The 18144-nt window shown below is 63.5% G+C and carries 15 protein-coding genes; 12 read left to right on the top strand and 3 right to left on the bottom strand.

Annotated features, from left to right (window positions below):
- Window positions 1-30: 30 nt before the first annotated feature.
- Entirely contained in the window at window positions 31-915 is an 885-nt protein-coding gene (locus Q9451_RS06270) for an ABC transporter substrate-binding protein (RefSeq protein WP_012274220.1), read from the bottom strand.
- A gap of 148 nt (window positions 916-1063) precedes the next feature.
- On the opposite strand from Q9451_RS06270, the gene Q9451_RS06265 reads away from it, so the two are divergent.
- The gene (locus tag Q9451_RS06265) at window positions 1064-1381 is read left to right on the top strand and encodes a Rieske (2Fe-2S) protein (RefSeq protein WP_012274221.1); all 318 of its coding nucleotides are present in this window, start codon (window positions 1064-1066) and stop codon (window positions 1379-1381) included.
- Here the strand turns inward: Q9451_RS06265 and sfsA are convergent.
- Together sfsA and Q9451_RS06255 are read right to left on the bottom strand one after the other, a co-directional pair.
- Window positions 1371-2084 carry a DNA/RNA nuclease SfsA gene (gene sfsA / locus Q9451_RS06260; protein ID WP_012274222.1) on the bottom strand — a complete coding sequence of 238 codons (714 nt, stop codon included), beginning with the start codon at window positions 2082-2084 and terminating at the stop codon, window positions 1371-1373. The two genes, Q9451_RS06265 and sfsA, sit on opposite strands and share 11 nt — an antisense overlap.
- Window positions 2084-3256, bottom strand: a complete 1173-nt coding sequence (locus Q9451_RS06255; protein ID WP_012274223.1) for a pyridoxal phosphate-dependent aminotransferase — start codon at window positions 3254-3256, stop codon at window positions 2084-2086. The genes sfsA and Q9451_RS06255 overlap by 1 nt, the downstream gene beginning before the upstream one ends.
- Window positions 3257-3466: 210 nt before the next feature.
- Between Q9451_RS06255 and dksA the strand changes: the two genes are divergently transcribed.
- The 11 genes from dksA to acs all read left to right on the top strand — a co-directional run bounded on the left by dksA (window position 3467) and on the right by acs (window position 18104).
- A complete protein-coding gene (gene dksA / locus Q9451_RS06250; RefSeq protein WP_012274224.1) occupies window positions 3467-3910 on the top strand; it encodes an RNA polymerase-binding protein DksA in 444 nt (147 codons plus the stop codon).
- A gap of 63 nt (window positions 3911-3973) precedes the next feature.
- Window positions 3974-4861, top strand: coding sequence for a tRNA glutamyl-Q(34) synthetase GluQRS (gene gluQRS / locus Q9451_RS06245; protein WP_012274225.1), 888 nt, complete (start codon window positions 3974-3976; stop codon window positions 4859-4861).
- A gap of 163 nt (window positions 4862-5024) precedes the next feature.
- The gene (locus Q9451_RS06240) at window positions 5025-5201 is read left to right on the top strand and encodes a hypothetical protein (RefSeq protein ID WP_003250005.1); all 177 of its coding nucleotides are present in this window, start codon (window positions 5025-5027) and stop codon (window positions 5199-5201) included.
- Entirely contained in the window at window positions 5185-8160 is a 2976-nt protein-coding gene (locus Q9451_RS06235; protein WP_012274226.1) for a sensor histidine kinase, read from the top strand. The genes Q9451_RS06240 and Q9451_RS06235 overlap by 17 nt, the downstream gene beginning before the upstream one ends.
- Window positions 8161-8164: 4 nt before the next feature.
- On the top strand, window positions 8165-9607 hold the full coding sequence (locus Q9451_RS06230; RefSeq protein WP_012274227.1) for a sigma-54 dependent transcriptional regulator: 1443 nt from the start codon (window positions 8165-8167) through the stop codon (window positions 9605-9607).
- A gap of 797 nt (window positions 9608-10404) precedes the next feature.
- Window positions 10405-11793, top strand: a complete 1389-nt coding sequence (locus tag Q9451_RS06225; protein WP_012274228.1) for a polynucleotide adenylyltransferase PcnB — start codon at window positions 10405-10407, stop codon at window positions 11791-11793.
- A complete protein-coding gene (gene folK / locus Q9451_RS06220) occupies window positions 11790-12269 on the top strand; it encodes a 2-amino-4-hydroxy-6-hydroxymethyldihydropteridine diphosphokinase (protein ID WP_012274229.1) in 480 nt (159 codons plus the stop codon). Before Q9451_RS06225 ends, folK begins: the two co-directional genes overlap by 4 nt.
- Before the next feature lie 262 nt (window positions 12270-12531).
- On the top strand, window positions 12532-13332 hold the full coding sequence (gene panB, locus Q9451_RS06215; RefSeq protein WP_012274230.1) for a 3-methyl-2-oxobutanoate hydroxymethyltransferase: 801 nt from the start codon (window positions 12532-12534) through the stop codon (window positions 13330-13332).
- Complete coding sequence (panC, locus tag Q9451_RS06210; protein ID WP_012274231.1) at window positions 13329-14192, top strand: pantoate--beta-alanine ligase; 864 nt, start codon at window positions 13329-13331, stop codon at window positions 14190-14192. The genes panB and panC overlap by 4 nt, the downstream gene beginning before the upstream one ends.
- 177 nt (window positions 14193-14369) lie before the next feature.
- On the top strand, window positions 14370-16034 hold the full coding sequence (gene pgi / locus Q9451_RS06205; protein WP_012274232.1) for a glucose-6-phosphate isomerase: 1665 nt from the start codon (window positions 14370-14372) through the stop codon (window positions 16032-16034).
- Between the two features lie 135 nt (window positions 16035-16169).
- Window positions 16170-18104 (top strand): acetate--CoA ligase, encoded by a 1935-nt coding sequence (acs, locus tag Q9451_RS06200; protein WP_012274233.1) that lies wholly within the window; start codon window positions 16170-16172, stop codon window positions 18102-18104.
- Window positions 18105-18144 lie beyond the last annotated feature (40 nt).

The following is an 18144-nucleotide window of genomic DNA, read 5'->3' as shown; positions in this document are numbered from 1 at the left end:
TGAACAATGTACGTGGCTGGACCCGCTGTTTCATTGCGCAAAGCTAGCCTGGGCTGCCGGGTAGAAAGTGGCTGCCAGCGACTGCAAGGTCGCTGGCAGGCGAGGCCCGAGCCCGCCGACCAGCAGCGTCGGGTCCAGTGACACCAGGCGTTTCTCCCGCACCGCCCGCGAAGCGGCCAGCGCGGGGTTTTCTTTCAACAGCGCCTGCAAGGCCTGCTCATCGGCCAGCGCCCGGTCGGAAAACACGATCACATCCGGGTCCAGCGCCGCCAGTGCTTCGTTGGAGAAGTTCTTGTAGCCCTGGTGCTCTGCAAGGTTGCGCCCGCCAGCCTGGCCCAACAGCCAGTCACCCGCCGTGCCCTGCCCGGCAATCAGCGGCTTGGCGCCGGCATGGCCGACCAGCAACACCACCCCAGGCGCCTGTTGCCCGGCCTGGGCCTGCTTGACCTTGGCGTGCAACGCATCAAGCTGCTGGCGGTAGTCCGTCGCCAGCGTCGCAGCCTGCTGCTCTGCGCCGAGCAACTGCCCCAGATGCTTGAGGTTTTCGTCCACCGCCGCCAGCTCGGCCTTGCTGGAGAACAACTCGACCCGCACGCCCGCCTTGTGGATTTGCGCCAGTACCGGTGGCGGCCCCATTTCCTCGGTGCCCACCAGCACATCCGGGCGCAGGCTGAGAATGCCTTCGGCCGACAACTGACGCTGGTAACCCACGCTAGGCAGCGATTTCAACGAAGCCGGGTGCTGGCTGGTCGTGTCCACTCCGACCAGGCGGGCTTCACCGCCCAGCGCGGCTATCCACTCGCTCAGGGCGCCACCCGCGCTGACCCAGCGTTGCGGCAGTTCGGCCGCCAAGGCCTGGGTAGAAAGCACAAGGCTTGCGCATAAGGCGAGCAAAGCGGCGGGACGGCGCATCATCGGGTTCCTTCTGAAGGCGGGCCGCACGCCTTGTGGCGAGCGACGGAACTGCGCACCATAGACAGTCGGGCGCAGCGAATGCGGGCAATTTGATAATTATTCGCATTGAAGCGTCAAGCCATCACGTGTTTCACGAGTCGTCCTTGCCATGCATTTCCTTTGTAACTCCCACGGCCTGGCCGAAGGCCAAAGCCGCGCCTTCAGCGTAGACGGGCTCGAACTGTTCGGCGTGCGCCGCCAGGGCCAGGTTTACCTGTACCGCAACCGCTGTCCACACCGGGGCATCCCGCTGAACTGGGCAGAAGACGCGTTTCTGGACGACGGCGCCAGCCTCATCCACTGCGCCCATCATGGCGCGCTGTTCCTGATAGAAAGCGGCGAATGCGTGGCCGGCCCCTGTGAGGGTGATCAACTGCAGGCCCTGGGCTGCCTCGAAGACAGCCAGGGCATCTGGTTCAAGGGTTAAGCAGCACTGGCAAGCGGCGGTCGATGACGATGCCTTCGGCATCCAACCGGGTGCCGTAGGCCAGCACCTCCACCCCATCCGCCACAGCGGCACGCAGCGCCTGGGCATACGCCGCATCGATTTCCTCGGCCGGGCGCACGGCTTCTACATCGGTCAGGTTCACGCAATACAGCTGCACCGCCCGCACCCCCTGCCGCGCCAACTTCGCCAGCTCGCGCAAATGCTTGGCACCGCGCTGCGTCACCGCATCGGGAAAGGCTGCGACTGCAGTGTCGGGGTAGCCCAGGGTCACGCTCTTGACCTCGACATAAACCGGGGCCCCGTCGAACTCCAAACGAAAGTCGATGCGGCTGCCTTCCTCGCCATAGGCCACTTCACGCTTGAGCGCGGTAAAGCCGGCCAACTCGGCGATGGTGCCGGCCCGCAGCGCCTCTTCGACCAGCGCATTGGCCCGCCCAGTATTCACACAGGCCAGCCGCCCTTGTGGGGTTTCGCTGATCTCCCAGGTGCCCGGCAGCTTGCGCTTGGGGTCGTTGGAGCGGCTGAACCACACCAGCCCGCCTTCACGCATGCAGTTGAGCATGGAACCGGTGTTCGGGCAGTGGATGGTCATCTGCTCGCCGCTGGTCAGTTCGATATCGGCCAGAAAGCGCTTGTAGCGGCGCAGCAGGCGGCCCTGTTCAAGAGGGGGAAAGAAACGCATCAGCCTTGCCAGCTCCGCAGGCCACGGGCAATACGCTGCACCGCCTCTTCCAGGCGCGGCAGGCTCTGGGTGTAGGCAAAGCGCACATGGTGCCCGGCCAGGTGGCGGCCGAAGTCCAGGCCCGGCGTGAAGGCCAGGTGCTCGGTCTCCAGGAAGTGTCGGCAAAAGGCGAACGCGTCACCGCCAAATGCGCTGATGTCGGCATACAGGTAGAACGCGCCCTGCGGCTCGACGGCAATGCGGAAGCCCAGTTCGCGCAGGGCGGGCAGCAAATAGTCGCGACGGCGGGCGAACTCGGCGCGGCGCTCTTCGAAAATGGCCAGGGTTTCGGGCTGGAAGCACGCCAACGCGGCATGCTGGGCCATGCTCGGTGCACTGATGTACAGGTTTTGTGCCAGCTTCTCCAGGTCAGCCACCGCGCCGGGTGGGGCCACCAGCCAGCCAAGGCGCCAACCGGTCATGCCGAAATACTTGGAAAAACTATTCAGGACGAACGCCGAGTCGTCCACTTCCAACACGCTAGGTGCGTCCATGCCATAGGTGAGGCCATGGTAGATCTCGTCCACCACCAGGTGACCATGCCGCTCGTGGGTGGCTTTGGCAAGGCTGGCCAGCGCCTCGCGCCCCAGCACCGTACCGGTCGGGTTAGCCGGTGAAGCGACCAGCGCACCGACCGAGTCCTTGTCCCAGTAACGCTCGACCAGGTCAGCGGTCAGCTGGTAATTCACCTCCGGGCCCACCGGCACCAGCTGCGCCCCACCCTCTACCAGGCGCAGGAAGTGGCGATTGCACGGGTAACCCGGGTCGGCCAGCAGCCAGTGCTTGCCCGGGTCGACCAACAGGCTGCTGGCCAGAAGCAGCGCGCCAGAGCCACCTGGGGTAATGAGAATGCGCTCCGGATCGATACTCAGGCCATAGCGCTGGCCATAAAAGCCGGCAATCGCTTCGCGCAGTGCCGGCAGGCCGCGTGCGGCGGTGTAACGGGTGTGCCCGGCGGCCAGTGCGGCCTGGCCGGCGGCGACGATGGGCGCGGCGGTGGTGAAGTCCGGCTCGCCAATTTCCAGGTGGATCACGTCGTGCCCGGCCGCCTGCAGCTCGTTGGCCCGGGCCAGCAGCGCCATGACGTGGAAGGGTTCGATGGCGCGGCTGCGCGCACTGTAGGGGTGGGCCATGACCTTCTCTCAATTGGGTCTAAACTGGAGATTCTACCTCTGCACACCACCGAACGTGTGGCTTGCGCCGCTGTCAATTGCCAGTAACAGGCGGGGTAGCGCACCCCCGATCTATCTGGTAAGTTCGGCGGCTCGCAGTCGCAGGGCCGGCGGGTGCCGGAGATGGAGCAGCCTGCGCATTGGATCAGATGAGTGAGAGGCGGTCTATTCATGTCCACCGTAGAAAAGCAAAAAGCCCAGACCATGTACGGTGTCGAGCCCTACGTAGAAACCAAGGGTGAAGAGTACATGGGCGAGCCCATGAAAAAGCACTTCACCAAGCTTCTTGGCGCGTGGAAGCAAGAGCTGATGACCAGTGTGGACCGCACTGTGGACCACATGAAGGACGAAGCAGCCAACTTCCCCGACCCGGCCGACCGCGCCAGCCAGGAAGAAGAATTCGCCCTGGAGCTGCGTAATCGCGATCGCGAACGCAAGCTGATCAAGAAAATCGACAAGACCCTCGACAAGATCAAGGCCGATGAATACGGCTGGTGCGAATCGTGCGGTATCGAAATCGGCCTGCGCCGTCTGGAAGCCCGTCCTACCGCAGACCTGTGCTTCGACTGCAAGGAAATCGCCGAGAAAAAGGAAAAAACGGTCGGCAAAGGCTGATCTTTCTTCCACCTGAACGGGGCGCTTGATGCGCCCCGTTTCATTTATGTGCCCAGCCTGACCATGACCAACTCCAGCTACATCGGGCGCTTCGCCCCCACCCCCAGCGGCTTCCTGCATTTTGGCTCGCTGGTCGCCGCCCTCGCCTCCTGGCTCGATGCCCGCGCCGTCAATGGCCGCTGGCTGCTGCGCATGGAAGACACCGACCCACCCCGGGAAATGCCTGGCGCCCGTGATGCCATCCTGCAGACCCTGGAGCGTTATGGCCTGGAGTGGGATGGCGAAGTGGTGTTCCAGAGCCAGCGACACGATGCCTATGCCGCCGTGGTAGACCGCCTGTTCAACATGGGCCTGGCCTATGCCTGCATCTGCTCGCGCAAGCAGCTTGAAGGCTACAACGGCATCTACCCCGGCTTGTGCCGCAATGCCGGGCATGCCCGTGAAGGCGCGGCAATCCGCTTACGGGTGCCGGAACTGATCTACCGCTTCACCGATCGGGTGCAGGGTGAGTACCAGCAGCACCTGGGCCGTGAGGTGGGCGATTTCGTCATCCAGCGCCGTGACGGGCTGTATGCGTACCAACTGGCGGTGGTGCTGGACGATGCCTGGCAGGGTGTTACCGACATCGTGCGCGGCGCCGACCTGCTCGACAACACCCCGCGCCAGCTGTACCTGCAAGAGCTGCTGGGCTTCTCGCAGCCGCGTTACCTGCACATTCCGCTGATCGTGCAGCCTGACGGGCACAAGCTGGGCAAGTCCTACCGTTCGCCTCCGCTGCAGGTGGAGCATGCAACGCCGTTGTTGCTGCGAGCCTTGCGGGCACTGGGGCAGGACACCGACCCGGAGCTGCTGGTGGCAACGCCGGCTGAGGTACTGGCGGTAGCCCGTAAACAGTGGCGGCCAGAGGCGATTGCGCAGAAGACTACGGTGCCAGAGGCTGATTTGCGCTGAGGTTCTACCAGCCCCTTCGCGGGCACGGGCAAACCATCTCTCGAAAACAAAAGCCCAATGAATTCAAAATCTTGGCGAACACTGTGGATTCCCGCTAGCATCCCCCCCGCCATTTGCGCCAATAATAAGTCCAAGCCCGCAGCGCCCAACCATCGAGGCCAGCATGTACATCTATCGTTTGGTCCTGCTTCTGGTCGTGGGGATCTACCTGTTCTCCCCGGCCATCATGGACTGGTGGATCGAGCCGACCGGAGCCTGGTACCGCCCCTACCTGCTCTGGCTGATCCTGATCGTCGTCACCTTCATCCTGCAGAGCCAACGAGATGCCGATGAGCTTTAGCCTGACCCAGATGATCCTGATCAGCGCCGGGTACCTCATGGTGCTGTTCGGCGTGGCCTGGATCAGCGAGCGCGGGTTGATCCCGCGCTCGATCATTCGCCACCCGCTTACCTACACCCTGTCGCTGGGCGTGTACGCCAGTGCCTGGGCCTTTTATGGCTCGGTGGGCCTGGCCTACCAGTATGGCTACGGCTTCCTCGCCTGTTACCTGGGGGTGTCCGGCGCCTTCCTGCTGGCACCGGTGCTGCTCTACCCGATCCTCAAGATCACCCGCACCTACCAGCTGTCATCGCTGGCCGACCTGCTGGCGTTCCGCTTCCGCAGCACCTGGGCCGGGGCATTGACCACCATCATCATGCTCATCGGTGTGCTGCCGTTGCTGGCTCTGCAGATCCAGGCGGTGGCCGATTCGATCAGCATCCTTACCGGTGAGCCGGTCAAGGCCCGGGTAGCGTTTGCCTTCTGTACGCTGATCATCCTGTTCACCATTTTCTTCGGCTCGCGGCACATTGCCACGCGTGAGAAACATGAAGGGCTGGTTTTCGCCATCGCCTTCGAGTCGGTGATCAAGCTGCTGGCCCTGGGCGGTATCGGCCTGTACGCCTTGTATGGCGTATTCGGCGGCCCGCATGAGCTGGAAGTCTGGCTGCTACAGAACCAGACCGCCCTTGCCGCCCTGCACACCCCGCTGCAGGAAGGCCCATGGCGCACCCTGCTGCTGGTGTTCTTCGCCTCGGCCATCGTCATGCCGCACATGTACCACATGGCCTTCACCGAAAACCTCAACCCGCGCTCGCTGGTCAGCGCCAGCTGGGGCCTGCCGCTGTTCCTGCTGCTGATGAGCCTGGCCGTACCGCTGGTGCTGTGGGCCGGCCTGCGCCTGGGCGCTAGCACCAACCCCGAGTACTTCACCCTGGGCCTGGGGATTGCCGCCAACAACCAGGCATTGGCACTGCTGGCCTACATTGGCGGCCTGTCGGCGGCCAGCGGCCTGATCATCGTCACCACCCTGGCGCTGTCGGGCATGGCCCTGAACCACCTGGTGCTGCCGCTGTACCAACCCCCGGCCGAGGGCAACATCTACCGCTGGCTGAAGTGGACCCGACGGGCACTGATCGTCGCCATCATCACCGCCGGCTTCATGTTCTACCTGACCCAGAACAACCACCAGAGCCTGGCCAACCTGGGCATCGTCGCCTTCGTCGCCACCTTGCAGTTTTTGCCTGGCGTGCTGTCGGTACTGTACTGGCCGACCGCCAACCGCCGCGGCTTCATCGCCGGGCTGCTGGCCGGCACCTTGGTGTGGATGGTGACCATGCTGCTGCCGCTGCTGGGCAACCTGCAGGGTTTCTACATTCCGTTGCTGGACATGATCTATGTGCTGGACGACACCAGCTGGCACATGGCGGCAATCGCCTCGCTGGCGGCAAACGTGCTGTTGTTCACCCTGATCTCGCTGTTCACCAACGCCAGCAACGAAGAGGTCAGTGCGGCCGAAGCCTGCGCGGTGGACAACGTGCGCCGCCCGCAACGCCGCGAGCTGCACGCCGCCTCGCCCCAGGAGTTCGCCACTCAGCTGGCCAAACCGCTGGGGGCCAAGGCCGCACAAAAGGAAGTGGAGCAAGCCCTGCGCGACCTCTACCTGCCGTTCGACGAGCGCCGCCCCTATGCCCTGCGCCGCCTGCGCGACCGCATCGAGGCCAACCTGTCCGGCCTGATGGGGCCAAGCGTGGCCCAGGACATGGTCGAGACGTTCCTGCCGTACAAGTCCGGTAACGAAAACTACGTGACCGAAGACATCCACTTCATCGAAAGCCGCCTGGAAGACTACCACTCGCGTCTGACCGGCCTGGCCGCCGAGCTCGATGCCCTGCGCCGCTACCACCGCCAAACCCTGCAGGAGCTGCCCATGGGCGTCTGCTCGCTGGCCAAGGACCAGGAAATCCTGATGTGGAACAAGGCCATGGAAGAGCTTACCGGCATTGCCGCCAAGCATGTGGTCGGTTCGCGCCTGCTCACCATAGACGAGCCTTGGCGCGGCCTGCTGCAAGGGTTCATCGACGTGCCCGACGAGCACCTGCACAAGCAGCGCCTGGCGCTGGACGGCCAGCCGCGCTGGCTGAACCTGCACAAGGCGGCCATCGACGAGCCGTTGGCCCCCGGTAACAGTGGCCTGGTGCTGCTGGTGGAAGACCTGACCGAGACCCAGGCACTGGAGGACAAGCTGGTGCACTCCGAGCGCCTGGCCAGTATCGGCCGCCTGGCCGCCGGCGTGGCCCACGAAATCGGCAACCCGATCACTGGCATCGCTTGCCTGGCGCAGAACCTGCGTGAAGAACGCGAAGGCGATGGCGAAATCATCGAGCTGTCCAGCCAGATCCTCGACCAGACCAAGCGCGTGTCGCGCATCGTCCAGTCGTTGATGAGCTTCGCCCATGCCGGTGGCAGCCACCAGAACAGCGAGGAACCCGTGTGCCTGGCCGAAGTGGCACAGGATGCCATCGGTCTGCTGGCGTTGAACCGGCGCAATTTCGAAGTACAGTTCTTCAACCTCTGCGACCCAGACCACTGGGCCGAAGGGGACCCGCAGCGCCTGGCCCAGGTGCTGATCAACCTGCTCTCCAACGCCCGCGACGCCTCGCCCGCCGGCAGTGCCGTGCGCGTGCGTAGCGAGACCAGTGAGCACACCGTCGACCTGATCGTCGAAGACGAGGGCAGCGGGATTCCGAAGAACATCCAGGACCGCCTGTTCGAACCCTTCTTCACCACCAAGGACCCGGGCGAAGGAACCGGACTGGGGCTCGCTCTGGTCTATTCCATCGTGGAAGAGCATTATGGGCAAATCACCATCGACAGCCCGGCCGATATCGAACGGCAACGTGGCACCCGGATCCGCGTGACCCTGCCCCGGCATGTCGTAGCGACGTCCCCTGAAATTCGAGACCGTCGAGAGAATTGAATCAATGCCGCACATTCTGATCGTCGAAGACGAAACCATCATCCGCTCGGCCCTGCGTCGCCTGCTTGAGCGGAACCAGTACCAGGTCAGCGAAGCCGGCTCGGTGCAGGAAGCCCAGGAACGCTTCAGCATTGCCACCTTCGACCTCATCGTCAGTGACCTGCGCTTGCCAGGCGCTCCCGGCACCGAGCTGATCAAGCTCGGCCAGGGCACCCCGGTGCTGATCATGACCAGTTACGCCAGCCTGCGCTCGGCGGTGGACTCGATGAAAATGGGCGCGGTGGACTACATCGCCAAGCCCTTCGACCATGACGAGATGCTGCAAGCGGTGGCGCGCATCCTGCGTGACCGGCAAAACGCCCCGGCCGCCGCACCCGCTGCCGAGCCACGCGCCAGCAATGGCAAGGCTGCCCCAGCCGATAAAAGCAGCGCGGCAGCGGCCAATGGCGAAATCGGCATCATCGGCTCGTGCCCGCCCATGCAGGACATGTACAGCAAGATCCGCAAGGTCGCACCCACCGACTCCAATGTGCTTATCCAGGGTGAGTCGGGCACGGGTAAAGAGCTGGTGGCCCGCGCCCTGCACAACCTGTCGCGCCGGGCCAAGGCGCCGATGATTTCAGTGAACTGCGCGGCCATCCCCGAGACACTGATCGAGTCCGAACTGTTCGGCCACGAAAAAGGCGCGTTCACCGGTGCCAGCGCCGGGCGCGCCGGCCTGGTGGAAGCCGCCGATGGCGGTACGCTGTTCCTCGATGAAATCGGCGAGCTGCCGCTGGAAGCCCAGGCTCGCCTGTTGCGCGTGCTGCAGGAAGGAGAGATTCGCCGGGTGGGTTCGGTACAGTCGCAAAAGGTGGATGTGCGCCTGATCGCCGCGACCCACCGCGACCTGAAGAACCTGGCCAAGGCCGGCCAGTTCCGTGAAGACCTCTATTACCGCCTGCACGTGATCGCCCTGAAGCTGCCGGCCCTGCGCGAGCGCGGCAGCGACGTCAACGAGATCGCCAGCGCCTTCCTCGCTCGCCAGAGTGCGCGCATCGGCCGCGACGACCTGCACTTCTCGGCCGAAGCCGAGCAGGCCATTCGACACTACAGCTGGCCGGGTAACGTGCGCGAGCTGGAAAACGCCGTGGAGCGCGCGGTGATTCTCAGCGAGAGCGCAGAGATTTCCGCCGACCTGCTGGGTATCGACATCGAGCTGAGCGACCTGGAAGAAGACGACATCCTCGACAACGCCCTGGTGGTGGCCAGTGCGGCCAGTGCCAGCCACGAGCCGACCGAGGACCTGTCGCTGGAAGACTACTTCCAGCACTTCGTGCTCGAACACCAGGACCACATGACCGAGACCGAACTGGCACGCAAGCTGGGCGTCAGCCGCAAGTGCCTGTGGGAACGCCGTCAGCGCCTGGGCATCCCGCGGCGCAAAAGCAACGCTACCAGCGAATAACCAGCCTGCGCACGGTACGCCGCAGCAATTGCGGCGCCTATGCGATCGAGCGCCGCGCGGGCGGCGGTCGATCGCATAGGCCCTGAACGGGCCATGGCGAGCACACCTGGCTTCAAAGCCCCCCGGTAACACATCAGTTCCCGCAAAAATCTGTTACCCAACCTTTCCGCCGTAACAGTTCCCGAGGCGTACGGTAACGAAATTTCGACATTTTCGGCGTCACGAAAATCACCAGAACACCTCAACCCCTTGATTTTGCTAGGTTTCAAAAAGTTGGCACGGCACCTGCTATATGCTTAGTACAAAAACAATAACAAGCACTGCAACCTACAATAAGAACAAGACGAAACGGCTCACGCACAATAAAAACAAGACGGCGGAGGCGCAGCTAACTGATTCTTTTGGAGAGGATGCGTGTTTGGGGCTTGCCCCACGACCAGGCAGAGAACAACAAAAACTGCACTAAAAAGCAGCGCCTGAACTGGTTGGATCGACAGATCAACGTGACATCAGCGGCCAAAGCAATCCGTTTGCTCTTAACCCCTGGTTTAGGGGTCGTCCACAAGCTTCGAGATTTGTGGACAGGGCGCTCAACAAAAACAAGAAGCCCAGCAAAAAAAACAATAAGAGCACGCAACGACTTCTTGGGGAGCTTAGGCTCCCCTTGTCGTTTCTACCCTTCTGGCAGGCATCCTGCCACCCGCCTACACCATTCCTCGAGTAAATGCTAGAATCCCCGCCCATCATGCGGCCATTCTCCTATTCTTGGCCGAACATTCCTTCACACAGTGCATCCCATGCTGAAGAAGCTGTTCCAGTCTTTCCGCCCGCCCGTACCGGGCCCGCACCACAGGCGCACCACGCCTGAGGTGATCAACAAGAGCCAGCACTCGCTGCAGCGCCACCAGTTCAGCCGCCATGCGGTGAACATCGTGGAGCGCCTGCAAAGCGCCGGCTACCAGGCTTACCTGGTCGGTGGCTGTGTCCGCGACCTGATGCTGGGCATCACGCCGAAGGACTTCGACGTCGCCACCAGCGCCACCCCCGAACAGGTTCGTGCCGAGTTCCGCAACGCGCGCATCATTGGTCGCCGCTTCAAGCTGGTCCACGTGCATTTCGGCCGTGAGATCATTGAAGTCGCCACCTTCCGCGCCCACCACTCGGAAGACGACCAGGGCGACGCCCACCGTTCGTCGCATAACGCCAGTGGTCGCATCTTGCGAGACAACGTGTACGGCACCCTGGAAGAGGACGCGCAACGCCGCGACTTCACCATCAACGCCCTGTACTACGACCCGGTCAGCGAGCGCATTCTCGATTACGCCAACGGTGTGCACGATGTGCGCAATCGCCTGCTGCGGCTGATTGGCGACCCGACCCACCGTTACCAGGAAGACCCGGTGCGCATGCTGCGTGCGGTGCGCTTTGCCGCCAAGCTCGACTTTGGCATCGAAAAGCACACCTTCCAGCCGATCCGCGGCCTGGCCCCGATGCTGCGCGAGATTCCGCCCGCGCGCCTGTTCGAAGAGTGCCTCAAGCTGTTCCTCAGCGGCCAAGGTGCTATCGCCTTCGAAATGCTGGTCGACCTGGAGTTGTTCGAGCCGCTGTTCCCTGCCAGCGCCCATGCCCTGGACGAGCGCCCAACCTACACCCACACGTTGATCAGCCAGGCGCTGAACAACACCGACCTGCGCGTGAAGCAGGGCAAACCGGTGACGCCGGCCTTCCTGTTCGCTGCACTGCTGTGGCCAGCCCTGCCAGCCCGCGTGCTGCACCTGCAGAACCAGGGTGTGCCGCCGATCCCGGCCATGAACGGTGCGGCTCACGACCTGATCGCCGAGCAATGCGCGCGCATCGCCATTCCCAAGCGTTTTACCCTGCCGATCCGCGAGATCTGGGACATGCAGGAGCGCCTGCCACGCCGCAGCGGCAAGCGCGCCGACATGCTGCTGGACAACCCGCGCTTCCGCGCCGGTTACGACTTCCTGCTGTTGCGCGAAAGCGCTGGGGAAGAAACCGACGACCTCGGCCAGTGGTGGACCGATTACCAGGATGCCAACGACAGCGAGCGCCGCGAAATGATCCGCGAGCTGGGCAACCGTGACGAAGGCACCGGCGCCGGCCCACGCAAACGCAAGCGCAGCGGCAGCAAACGCAAACGCGGTGGCGACGAGGCGTTCGAGTGACCATTCGCGCCTATGTAGGCCTGGGCAGCAACCTGGACGCACCTGCCGAGCAGTTGCGTAGCGCCTTGCAGGCGCTCGACCAGGTCGAGGCCACACGCCTGGTAGCGGCCTCGGCACTCTACACCAGCGACTCGCTGCTGCCTGGCCAGCCGCGCTATACCAACGCCGTGGCCGCGCTGGACACAACCTTGGCGCCATTGGCCCTGCTCGATGCCCTGCAGGCCATCGAGAACGACCAGGGTCGCGTGCGCAAGGAACGCTGGGGCCCGCGCACGCTGGACCTGGACATTCTGCTGTTCGGCGACCAGGTACTCGACGAGCCACGCCTGAAAGTGCCGCATTACCACATGCATGCCCGCCCCTTCGTGCTGTACCCGCTGGCCGAACTGGTACCAGGCGATTTCCGCCTGGCCGATGGCCGCGCGCTCGCACAACTGCTCGACGGCTGCCCGTTCGTCGGCCTGGAACGCCTGTAAACCGGGCGTTCCAGCCTGCCGCCCAGCAGCGGTAACGCCAGTAACACCCTGATCGTAACAATGCGGTAACAGGGTGATTGACTTCCCTTACCTCGCTCACGACTATAGGCGTCCCGTGTGGCACCAAAGTGCCGCATACCCGTATTTAGGCCCGGACGGACCTGTACCCGAACATCACACGCGATGATGTGCCGCTCCGGAAGATGACTACACGCGTTGAATGCAGTCGTTTTTTACAGCGCCTGAACGAGGAATTTCCTACATGCCTGAAGTAACCCTTACCACCCTCAATGGCCTCAAGGCCAAGGGTGAAAAAATCACCATGCTGACTTGCTACGACGCGACCTTCGCCAAGGCCGCCAGCCAGGCCGGCGTTGAAGTGTTGCTGGTGGGCGACTCACTGGGGATGGTCCTGCAGGGCCACGACAGCACCTTGCCGGTAACCACGGCAGACATGGCCTACCACACCGCCTGCGTCAAACGCGGCAACGACGGTGCGCTGATCCTCGCCGACCTGCCTTTCATGGCGCACGCTACCCCGGAGCAGGCTTTTGCCAACAGCGCCACGCTGATGCAAGCCGGCGCCCACATGATCAAGATCGAAGGCGCAGCCTGGCTTGCCGAAACCATCCGCCTGCTGGCCGAGCGTGGCGTGCCGGTGTGCGCACACATGGGCCTGACCCCGCAAACCGTCAATGTGCTGGGCGGCTACAAAGTGCAAGGCCGCCAGGAAGCCCAGGCCCGGCAGATGCGCGCCGACGCGATTGCCCTGGAGCAGGCCGGTGCGGCCATGCTGCTGCTCGAATGCGTACCCAGCGAACTGGCGGCGGAAATCACCAACGCCGTGGGTATTCCCGTAATCGGTATTGGCGCGGGCAGCGCCACCGATGGCCAGGTACTGGTGCTGCACGACATGCTCGGCTTGTCGCTGAGTGGCCGGGTACCGAAGTTCGTGAAAAACTTCATGCAAGGCCAGCCAGATATCCACAGCGCCCTCGTCGCTTATGTCGAGGCCGTCAAGCAAGTCAGCTTCCCAGGCAGCGAACACGGGTTCAGTGCATGAATACAGTCAAGACCGTCCGCGAACTGCGCGCGGCAGTAGCCCGCGCCCGCGGTGAAGGCAAACGTATCGGCTTCGTGCCGACCATGGGCAACCTGCACAGCGGCCACGCGGCGCTGGTGACCAAGGCCGCGCAGCGCGCCGATTTTGTGGTCGCCAGCATCTTCGTCAACCCGCTGCAGTTCGGCGCCAACGAAGACCTCGACAAGTACCCGCGCACTTTGGCCGCCGACCAGGAGCGCCTGCTGCAGGCCGGCTGCAACCTGCTGTTCGCGCCCGCCGTGGAAGAGATGTACCCCGACGGCATGAGCGTGCAAACCCGCGTCAGCGTGCCCCAACTTTCCGAAGGCCTGTGCGGCGCCAGCCGACCAGGGCATTTCGAAGGCGTGGCCACGGTAGTCAGCAAACTGTTCAACATGGTTCAGCCAGACCTTGCCGTGTTCGGCGAGAAGGACTTCCAGCAGCTGGCGGTGATCCGCGCCATGGTGCGCGACCTGAACATGCCGATCCAGATCATCGGCGAACCCACCGTGCGTGCCGACGATGGCCTGGCGCTGTCGTCGCGCAATGGCTACCTCACGCCTGAGCAGCGTACTGCCGCGCCAGCGCTTTACCGCACGTTGCAGCACATTGCAGCGGGCATCGGCCGTGGCCAGCGCGACTTTGCCGCGCTGGTCGCAGAAGGCCAGGCGCAACTGAGCGCTGCGGGTTTCCGGCCGGATTACCTGGAAGTGCGCCATGCCGTGAGCCTGCGCCCGGCACTGATCGACGATCGAGACCTGGTGGTGATCGCGGCGGCGTACCTGGGTAACACGCGGTTGATCGACAACCTGTACCTGCATCTGGAAGAAAAGACTGCGTAACGGCATTGGGCTGCTTTGCAGCCCATTCGCGGGCAAGCCCGCTCCCACGGGCGCCCTCCAAATTCCCCCGCCATACCCATTCCCTGCAAGTGGCCTTTGCCTATAATGATGCCAGCCTGAACCCGGCAATAACTGCCGTGTCCAAGGCCTCACCACGCACCAAGGGAACCCCGCGCAATGGCGTATTACCGTACACCCCACGATGTGACGGCCCTGCCCGCCTGGCAGGCGCTTCAGCAACACCGCGACGCCATGCAAGGCTTCAGCATGCGCGAAGCCTTCGCCGCCGATGCCCAACGCTTCGACCAGTTCTCCCTGAGCTGCTGCGGCCTGTTCCTCGACTACTCGAAAAACCTGATCACCGAACAAAGCCGCGACCTGCTGGTGAACCTGGCCAACGAAGTGGGCCTGCAGGACGCCATCAAATCGATGTTCGCCGGCGAAATCATCAATGCCTCCGAAGGCCGCCCGGTGCTGCACACCGCCCTGCGACGGCCCGTAGGCGACAAGCTCAGCGTCAACGGCGTGAACGTCATGCCGGAAGTGCACAAGGTACTCAACCAGATCACCGAACTGGTCGGGCGCATCCACGACGGCCTGTGGCGCGGCTACAGCGAAAAACCGATCACCGACGTGGTCAATATCGGTATCGGCGGCTCGTTCCTCGGCCCCGAGCTGGTCTCCGAAGCGCTGCTGCCCTACGCCCAGCGCGGCGTGCGCTGCCATTACCTGGCCAATATCGACGGCAGTGAATTCCACGAGCTCTCGGCCAACCTGCGCGCCGAAACCACCCTGTTCATCGTCTCGTCAAAGTCGTTCAACACCCTCGAGACCCTGAAAAACGCCATGGCCGCGCGTACCTGGTACCTGGCCCAGGGCGGCTCGGAAGCCGAGCTGTACCGCCACTTCATCGCGGTTTCCAGCAACAAGGCCGCTGCGGTGGCGTTCGGTATCCGCGAAGAGAACATCTTCCCGATGTGGGACTGGGTAGGCGGGCGCTACTCGCTGTGGTCGGCCATCGGCCTGCCGATCGCCCTGGCCATCGGCACGGCCAACTTCAAGGAACTGCTGTCCGGTGCCTACACCATGGACCAGCACTTCCAGACCGCCCCCTTCGACAAGAACATGCCGGTGCTACTGGCCTTGCTAGGTGTGTGGTACGGCAACTTCTGGGGCGCGAACAGCCACGCGATCCTGCCGTACGACCACTACCTGCGCAACATCACCAAGCACCTTCAGCAGTTGGACATGGAGTCCAACGGCAAGAGCGTGCTGCAGGACGGCACCCCGGTGAAGACCGACACCGGCCCGGTTATCTGGGGTGGCGTGGGCTGTAACGGCCAGCACGCCTACCACCAGTTGCTGCACCAGGGCACCCAGCTGATTCCGGCCGACTTCATCGTGCCGGTCGTGAGCTTCAACCCGGTGGCCGACCATCACCAGTGGCTGTATGCCAACTGCCTGTCGCAAAGCCAGGCGCTGATGCTGGGTAAAACCCGTGAGGAGGCTGAAGCCGAGCTGCGCGGCAAAGGCCTGAACGAAGCGGATATCGAGAAGCTCGCACCGCACAAGGTGATCCCGGGTAATCGCCCGAGCAACACCCTGGTGGTCGAACGTATCAGCCCTCGCCGCCTGGGCGCTCTGGTGGCGATGTACGAGCACAAGGTGTTCGTGCAGAGCGTGATCTGGGGTATCAATGCCTTCGACCAGTGGGGCGTTGAGCTGGGCAAGGAGCTGGGCAAGGGCGTTTACCAGCGCTTGGTCGGCAGCCTGGAAGAAAGCGCCGAAGATGGCTCCACCCAAGGGCTGATCAACTACTTCCGCGGCCGCCACCGCGGGTGATCTAAAGCCTGTACGCACCTCTTCGCGGGCAATCCCGCGAAGAGGCCTGCAAGGTTGAACACCTCTCCCAGCTACACTGTCCTATCGAATAGCCGTTGCAGTCCATCGCCCCTTACAAGAGCAGGACCACCCGCCATGTTCGATATCCGCAACTATCCCCAGGCTCTGGCCGTCAGCCAATCCGCCACCCCCACCCCCGACGAATACCATCGCCTGTACCGCCAGTCGGTCGACGATCCTGACACCTTCTGGGCCGAGCAGGCCAAACGCCTGGACTGGATCAAGCCCTGGTCGAGCGTGCAGCAATGCGACCTGAATACCGGCAAGGCCCGCTGGTTCGACGGTGCACAGCTCAACGTCAGCTATAACTGCATCGACCGCCATCTAGCCCAGCGCGGCGAGCAGACGGCCCTGCTGTGGGAAGGTGACGACCCAAAAGACTCCAAGGCCATCACTTACCGCGAGCTGCACCGCCAGGTCTGCCGCCTGGCCAATGCAATGAAGGCGCGCGGGGTCAAGAAAGGCGACCGGGTGTGCATCTACATGCCGATGATCCCCGAAGCCGCCTTCGCCATGCTCGCCTGCACCCGCATCGGGGCCATACATTCGGTAGTGTTCGGCGGTTTTTCCCCCGACGCCCTGCGCGACCGCATCCTCGACGCCGACTGCCGCACCGTGATCACCGCCGATGAGGGCGTGCGTGGCGGCAAGCGTGTCCCGCTGAAACAGAACGTCGACAAGGCCTTGGCCAGCTGCCCAGCGGTCAGCAGCGTGTTGGTGGTGCGCCGCACCGGCGGCGATGTCGCCTGGGCCGAAGGCCGCGACCTCTGGTACCACGAAGTAACGGAAAAGGCCGGCGACGACTGCCCCCCCGAGCCGATGGCGGCCGAAGACCCCCTGTTCATCCTCTATACCTCCGGCAGCACCGGCAAACCAAAAGGCGTGCTGCACACCACCGGCGGCTACCTGCTGCAAGCGACAATGACCTTCAAGGTAGTGTTCGACTACCGTGACGGCGAGGTTTTCTGGTGCACTGCCGATGTCGGCTGGGTTACCGGCCACAGCTACATCGTCTATGGCCCGCTGGCCAATGGCGCCATCTCGCTGATGTTCGAAGGCGTACCCAACTACCCGGACACTTCACGCTTCTGGCAGGTGGTGGACAAGCACCAGGTAAACATTTTCTACACCGCCCCGACCGCCCTGCGCGCATTGATGCGCGAGGGCTCCGCGCCGCTGCAGGGCACCTCGCGCAAGAGCCTGCGCTTGTTGGGCAGCGTCGGCGAGCCGATCAACCCTGAAGCCTGGGAATGGTATTTCGAGGCGGTCGGGCAGAAGCGCTGCCCCATTGTCGATACCTGGTGGCAGACCGAAACCGGCGGCATCATGCTCACCCCGCTGCCCGGCTCGCAGGCACTCAAACCCGGTTGCGCCACACAGCCCATGTTTGGCGTGCAACCGGCGCTACTGGACGAAAAAGGCAAACTGATCGAAGGCCCCGGCGCTGGCCTTCTGGTCATCAAGGCCAGCTGGCCCGGGCAGATCCGTAGCGTCTATGGCGACCATCAGCGCATGGTCGACACCTACTTCAAACCCATGCCCGGCTACTACTTCACCGGCGACGGTGCCCGCCGCGACGCCGATGGCGACTACTGGATCACCGGGCGCATCGACGATGTGATCAACGTGTCCGGGCACCGCATAGGCACCGCCGAAGTAGAAAGCGCACTGGTGCTGCATGACAGCGTCGCCGAGGCAGCCGTGGTCGGTTACCCCCACGACCTCAAGGGCCAGGGCGTCTACGCCTTCGTCACGACCATGAATGGCGTGACGCCAGACGACACGCTAAAGGCCGAGCTGCTGGCACTGGTAAGCAAGGAAATCGGCAGTTTCGCCAAACCCGAGCTGATTCAGTGGGCGCCGGCGCTACCCAAGACGCGCTCAGGCAAGATCATGCGGCGTATACTGCGCAAAATCGCCTGCAACGAGCTGGACAACCTGGGCGATACCTCGACCCTTGCCGACCCCAGCGTGGTACAGGGCCTGATCGACAAACGCCTTAACCAGTAACCGGCGGCCGCTGTTCATGGCCGCCCCGCACCGCAGGTCG

It is taken from the genome of Pseudomonas sp. NY8896, from assembly GCF_039634505.1.
Note: the sequence above shows the minus strand (reverse complement) of the source record. Positions and strands in the feature narration are given on the sequence as shown.

Excerpts from the sequence above, each read along its gene's own strand:
- Q9451_RS06270 (WP_012274220.1), bottom strand. The coding sequence starts at position 915 with ATGATGCGCCGTCCCGCCGCTTTGCTCGCCTTATGCGCAAGCCTTGTG.
- Q9451_RS06265 (WP_012274221.1), top strand. The coding sequence starts at position 1,064 with ATGCATTTCCTTTGTAACTCCCACGGCCTGGCCGAAGGCCAAAGCCGC.
- sfsA (WP_012274222.1), bottom strand. The coding sequence starts at position 2,084 with ATGCGTTTCTTTCCCCCTCTTGAACAGGGCCGCCTGCTGCGCCGCTAC.
- Q9451_RS06255 (WP_012274223.1), bottom strand. The coding sequence starts at position 3,256 with ATGGCCCACCCCTACAGTGCGCGCAGCCGCGCCATCGAACCCTTCCAC.
- dksA (WP_012274224.1), top strand. The coding sequence starts at position 3,467 with ATGTCCACCGTAGAAAAGCAAAAAGCCCAGACCATGTACGGTGTCGAG.
- gluQRS (WP_012274225.1), top strand. The coding sequence starts at position 3,974 with ATGACCAACTCCAGCTACATCGGGCGCTTCGCCCCCACCCCCAGCGGC.
- Q9451_RS06240 (WP_003250005.1), top strand. The coding sequence starts at position 5,025 with ATGTACATCTATCGTTTGGTCCTGCTTCTGGTCGTGGGGATCTACCTG.
- Q9451_RS06235 (WP_012274226.1), top strand. The coding sequence starts at position 5,185 with ATGCCGATGAGCTTTAGCCTGACCCAGATGATCCTGATCAGCGCCGGG.
- Q9451_RS06230 (WP_012274227.1), top strand. The coding sequence starts at position 8,165 with ATGCCGCACATTCTGATCGTCGAAGACGAAACCATCATCCGCTCGGCC.
- Q9451_RS06225 (WP_012274228.1), top strand. The coding sequence starts at position 10,405 with ATGCTGAAGAAGCTGTTCCAGTCTTTCCGCCCGCCCGTACCGGGCCCG.
- panB (WP_012274230.1), top strand. The coding sequence starts at position 12,532 with ATGCCTGAAGTAACCCTTACCACCCTCAATGGCCTCAAGGCCAAGGGT.
- panC (WP_012274231.1), top strand. The coding sequence starts at position 13,329 with ATGAATACAGTCAAGACCGTCCGCGAACTGCGCGCGGCAGTAGCCCGC.
- pgi (WP_012274232.1), top strand. The coding sequence starts at position 14,370 with ATGGCGTATTACCGTACACCCCACGATGTGACGGCCCTGCCCGCCTGG.
- acs (WP_012274233.1), top strand. The coding sequence starts at position 16,170 with ATGTTCGATATCCGCAACTATCCCCAGGCTCTGGCCGTCAGCCAATCC.